Annotated in this window: 4 protein-coding genes; 3 read left to right on the top strand and 1 reads right to left on the bottom strand. The window is 70.5% G+C overall.

The window, feature by feature from the left end:
* Positions 1-153: 153 nt before the first annotated feature.
* From ADK65_RS33280 to ADK65_RS33270, 3 genes are all read left to right on the top strand, one after another.
* Positions 154-1,638, top strand: a complete 1,485-nt coding sequence (locus ADK65_RS33280; RefSeq protein WP_053674787.1) for an NAD-dependent succinate-semialdehyde dehydrogenase — start codon at positions 154-156, stop codon at positions 1,636-1,638.
* A gap of 398 nt (positions 1,639-2,036) precedes the next feature.
* Positions 2,037-3,335: an N-methyl-L-tryptophan oxidase gene (gene solA, locus ADK65_RS33275; RefSeq protein WP_420709129.1), complete on the top strand. Its 1,299-nt coding sequence runs from the start codon at positions 2,037-2,039 to the stop codon at positions 3,333-3,335.
* Between the two features lie 235 nt (positions 3,336-3,570).
* Entirely contained in the window at positions 3,571-4,002 is a 432-nt protein-coding gene (locus tag ADK65_RS33270) for an Lrp/AsnC family transcriptional regulator (RefSeq protein WP_053674783.1), read from the top strand.
* A gap of 93 nt (positions 4,003-4,095) precedes the next feature.
* On the opposite strand, the gene ADK65_RS33265 is transcribed toward ADK65_RS33270, so the two are convergent.
* Positions 4,096-4,744: aldehyde dehydrogenase family protein (locus ADK65_RS33265; protein WP_159038858.1), on the bottom strand; the 649-nt coding region annotated here is incomplete at its 5' end.

The following is a 4,744-nucleotide window of genomic DNA, read 5'->3' as shown; positions in this document are numbered from 1 at the left end:
CCTGGTCCGCTGGATCGGCACCGGCCGGCAGGAATCCCTGCTCTCCGTCGAGAACACCGTCGGCGTCGCCAACCCCGGAGGCGAAGCCGTATGACCACCACCAGTCGTGCTCTCTCAGCACAACATCCTGCGATCAGCGAAAGAGCCACGCGCATGACTGACACGCTCACCGCTCCCTCGGGGGAGTCGGCAGTCCTCGAATCCGTTCCCCGTGGCTTCCTCGCCCACGACTGGCAACCCGCCACCGGAGGCCGCACCTTCGAGGTGCGCAACCCCGCGACCGAAGAAGTCATAGCCAGGGTCGCGGACTGTGACGCACAAGACGCGCTGCAAGCATTGGACGCGGCGGCCGCGGCCGCCGACCGGTGGGCCCTCACTAGCCCCCGGGAGCGCGCGAGAGTCCTGCACAGGCTCACCGACTCCATGTCCGAGCACCGTGAGCGTCTGGCCCGGATCATCAGCCTGGAGATCGGCAAGACGATCAACGAAGCCCGGGGCGAGGTCGATTACGCCGCGGCCTATTTCCGCTGGTATGCGGAGGAGGCGGTCCGTCCTCAGGGGCGGAGCACACCTTCCCCGGACGGGAGGAGCCACATCGTCACCGTCGCCGAACCGGTCGGTCCCTGCCTTCTGATCACACCGTGGAACGTGCCGCTGGCCATGGCCGCACGCAAGGTCGCCGCCGCCCTGGCCGCGGGCTGCACCGCCCTGCTCAAGCCGGCGGCGCTCACCCCGCTGTCCTCCTTGGTGCTGGGCGAGCTGGCCCGTGAGGCCGGTGCGCCCGCGGGTGTCCTGACCGTGATCACCAGCAGTGACGCGGCAGCGGTCAGTACGGCGCTGCTGGCCGACCCTCGGCTGCGCAAGCTGTCCTTCACCGGGTCCACACCGGTCGGCAGGCTGCTGCTCCAGCAAGCCGGTGCACGAGTGCTGCGCACCTCCATGGAGCTGGGTGGCAACGCGCCGTTCCTGGTCTTCGACGACGCGGATCTCGACCTCGCGGTCCGCGAAGCGATGATCGCGAAGATGCGGCTGGGCGGCCAGTCCTGCGTCGGCGCCAACCGGTTCCTCGTCCAGGAGGGAATCGCCGACGCGTTCGCCGCGGCGATGGGCGAACAGATGGCCGCTGTCCGGGTGGGCCCTCCGGGCCTGGAGGACACCGAACTCGGCCCGCTGGCCGACCACCGTGCGGTGGACAAGGTCCGTAGCCTCGTCGAGGACGCCGTGGCCCGCGGTGCCGTCGTCATCGGCAAGGCGGACATCCCTGACGGGCCGGGCCACTTCGCGGCCCCCACCGTGCTGGACCACGTCCCCGCCGACGCCGTGATCATGCGCGAGGAGGTCTTCGGACCTGTCGCCGCCATCCACCGGTTCTCCACCGAGGCCCAGGCCATAGCCTTGGCCAACGACACCGAGCACGGCCTCGCGTCGTACGTGATGACGTCCCACATCGACCGGGCCCGCCGGGTCGCCGCCCGCCTTCAGGCCGGAATGGTCGGCATCAACCGCGGCCTGGTCTCCGAGGTGGCGGCACCCTTCGGAGGGGTCAAGCAGTCCGGCCTGGGCCGCGAGGGCGGACCCGAAGGCCTCCACGAGTACCAGCAGCTCAAGTACCTGTCGATGCCCGGCTTCCACACCTGAGCAAGCCGGCACGCGTGCAAGGGCCCCTCGGAAGCGGGGCAGGCGTCCGGGGCGTTCAGCGGCCAGGGCAGCCCCGTGGCGAGCCTCGTTCTTCCTCGCCTGGAGGCATCCTCACGGGAACGCGTACGAAACAGGTCCAGTGGTCACACTGGTTCGGCATCGTCTTCGAGCCGGCTGGTTCTGGCCCGCACCCATGCCGTCAACCGGCGGACGCGTCCGCCGTGGTCGGGTGAGCGGCGGCTGAGGAGGTGGTAGCTCGTGCCGTCGGGGATGAAGCCGAAGGGGGTTGCGAGCTGCCCCCGCTCCAAGTCGTCGTGGGCGACGGCGTACGGGGGCCGCCGGACCTCTTGACTCCCCCCTGAGTCGCTGCCATTCTCTGTGCCAGATAATAGCACAGCGTGCCACACTGTGGCACAACATCAGGTGCGGGGCGAATCTCCGAACCCGGATCGAACGCGAGCCCGGGGGCGCCAAGCGCGTGCGCCCACCAAACCGCCACAGAGCACCCTCATGGTCGGGGGTCGGCTTGCGGCCCGGCGCCACGAAAGGAAAGTCCAGTGTCAGCTGCGAGGAAGCGCGTCGCGGTGGTCGGCGTGGGAACGATGGGCAGCCAGGCCGCCTGGCGGCTGGCGGCCCGCGGCGCCGAGGTCGTCGGATACGACCGCTACGCGCCCGGCCACGACCGCAGCGCCGCAGGCGGCGAGACCCGCGTCTTCCGCAGCGTGCAGACCCACGACGGCCGCTACGTGCCGCTCGTGCGGCACGCCGACACCCTCTGGAGGCGGTTGGAGGCGGAGACGGGCAGGGAACTGCGCCGTCTGACCGGAGCCCTGGTCATGGGGCCGGCCGACGACCCCGAGATGCGCACCGTCATGGACGGCATCGCCGAGCACGGCCTCGACCACGAGGTGATCGACACCGAGGCGATGGCCAAGCGTTTCCCGCAGTTCCGCGTCGACGACGGCGACGTGGTGGTCCTCGACTCCTACGCGGGCTTTGTCCGCCCCGAGCTGACGGTCCAGACCGCGGCGCGGCGTGCCGAGGAGCTGGGCGCCCGGATCCGCCGCTACACCCCGGTGCGGGACGTCACTCCCCTCGCCGGGGGAGGCGTGGCGATCCGCACCGACACCGACACCGAGCGCTTCGACGCCGCGGTCGTCACCCCGGGCCCCTGGGTGGGCGACCTGCTGCCCGACCTGCCGTGGGAAGTGCGCGTTCACCGCGCGATCAGCGCCTGGTTCCTGCCCTACGAGGACCACCCGGCAGGCGCCGAGCGTCCTGCCTTCATTCGCTGCGGCGCCACCTCCTTCTACGGCATCCCGTCCCCGGACGGCCTGGCCGTCAAGCTGGGCCTGCCCCAGCCGCACCACAAGCCCGTGGACGACCCCAACCGGCTGAACCGGACCGTCGCACCGGAAGAACTGGAGACCTTCACCACGGCGGTGCGACGCCACCTGCCCGGCCTGAACCCCGACCCGGTGCGCCTGTCCGTCTTCATGGAGGGCTACACCGGCAGCACCCGCCCGCTGGTCGGCCCCCTGCCGGGCTGCGACGACATCGTCCTGCTGGCCGGCTTCTCCGGCCAGGGCTTCAAGGTCTCGCCCGCCATGGGCGACATCGCCGCGGACCTCGCCCTGGAGGGCCGCACCTCCCAGCCGATCGACTTCATCACCACGAACGGCCGCGCCGCGGCCTGAGCACGAACAAGGAAAGCCATGGCCCCGACCATCGGCGCGCTGAGGGCCGAGCCCGGCCGGAAGACCCGAGGGAGCCTGCCCGTCGGCCTCGGCACCACGGCAGTGGAGGTTCCACTGATCCCCGTCAACGGCTCCCGGTTGGGCCCAGGGTCGTGATCACAAGGGTTGACGGGCCTCGTGCCCGGCCCCTGAACCGCCCCCTCGACCCGCTGTGCCGGGAAGGAGGAGGTCCTCCATGGACACCATCGACGAGAAGATCATCACGGAGCTGACCCGCAACGCCCGCGTCTCGCACTCGGAGCTGGCCGGCAAGGTGCTGCTGTCCCGCAACGCGGTGCGCCAGCGCATCGAACGGCTGGAGCGTCAGGGCCACATCGCCGGCTACACCCTCGTCCGTGCGGGCGGCGGCACCGGCGACGTGGTCTCCGCGCTCGTACTCGTGTACCGCAGGGACCGTATGCGCGGCGGCGACGTCCTGGCCGCGCTCAAGCGCATCCCCGAGGTCGTCATCTGCGAGATCCTCAGCGGTGACTTCGACATCATGGTGCGTCTGAAGGCGGCCTCGCTGGAACGCGTACGGGGCATCTGGGAGGACATCGCCCAGATGCCCGGTGTACGGGACACGGTCACCGCGCTCACCCTGTCCAGCGTCGTCAACCGCCTTTGAGGACTGCCGAGTTCGACGAGGAGGCCGACGCAGCGTCAGATCCTTGCCGGTCACCGTTCAGCGCCGATGATCCGCCTCGATACGGAAGGGGCGTCATCGGACCACTTCACTGATGTGGTTGACGCAGACGACCTTGGGCTGGGTCATCTCCTCGAAGGCGAAGCGGACACCTTCGCGGCCCATGCTGCCGTACTTGTACCCGCCGAACGGCATGGCGTCGAAGCGGTAGTCGGACGAGTCGTTGATCATCACTCCGCCGGCCTCCAGCAGCCGGGCCGCGGTCAGGGCGCGGTCCAGGCGTGAGGTGAAGACGCCCGCGTGGAGGCTGTAGTCGGTGGCGTTGGCCTGCTCGATGGCGTCCTCGAACGACGTGAACGGCTGCAGCACGACGACCGGCGCGAACACCTCCTCCTGCCGGATCGAGCAGGTCGCCGGGACGTCTTGAAGGACGGTCGGCGCGTACAGGGCGCCGGTGACCTCATTGCCGCACAGCAGCACCGCACCTTCTGCCACCGCCGTGTCGACCTTGGCCCGGGTGGCGGCCGCGGCCTGCGGGGTGATCATGGGGCCGACGTCGGTGCGCTCGTCGAGCGGGTCGCCGACGCGCAGCCGCCTGGTGCGGGCGACGAAGGCGTCGCGGAAGCGCTCGTAGACCTCGGCCGCGATGAGGATCCGCTGGGTGCCGATGCAGTTCTGGCCGGCGGCCCAGAACGCGCCGGAGACGCAGGAGGCCACGGCCTCG

It is taken from the genome of Streptomyces sp. NRRL B-1140, assembly GCF_001280065.1.
GTDB lineage: Bacteria > Actinomycetota > Actinomycetes > Streptomycetales > Streptomycetaceae > Streptomyces.
This window is presented reverse-complemented; position numbering and strand designations above follow the sequence as displayed.

What these genes read in the sequence shown, in the direction of transcription:
- ADK65_RS33280 (WP_053674787.1), top strand. Translation starts at nt 154, where the DNA reads ATGACTGACACGCTCACCGCTCCCTCGGGGGAGTCGGCAGTCCTCGAA.
- ADK65_RS33270 (WP_053674783.1), top strand. Translation starts at nt 3,571, where the DNA reads ATGGACACCATCGACGAGAAGATCATCACGGAGCTGACCCGCAACGCC.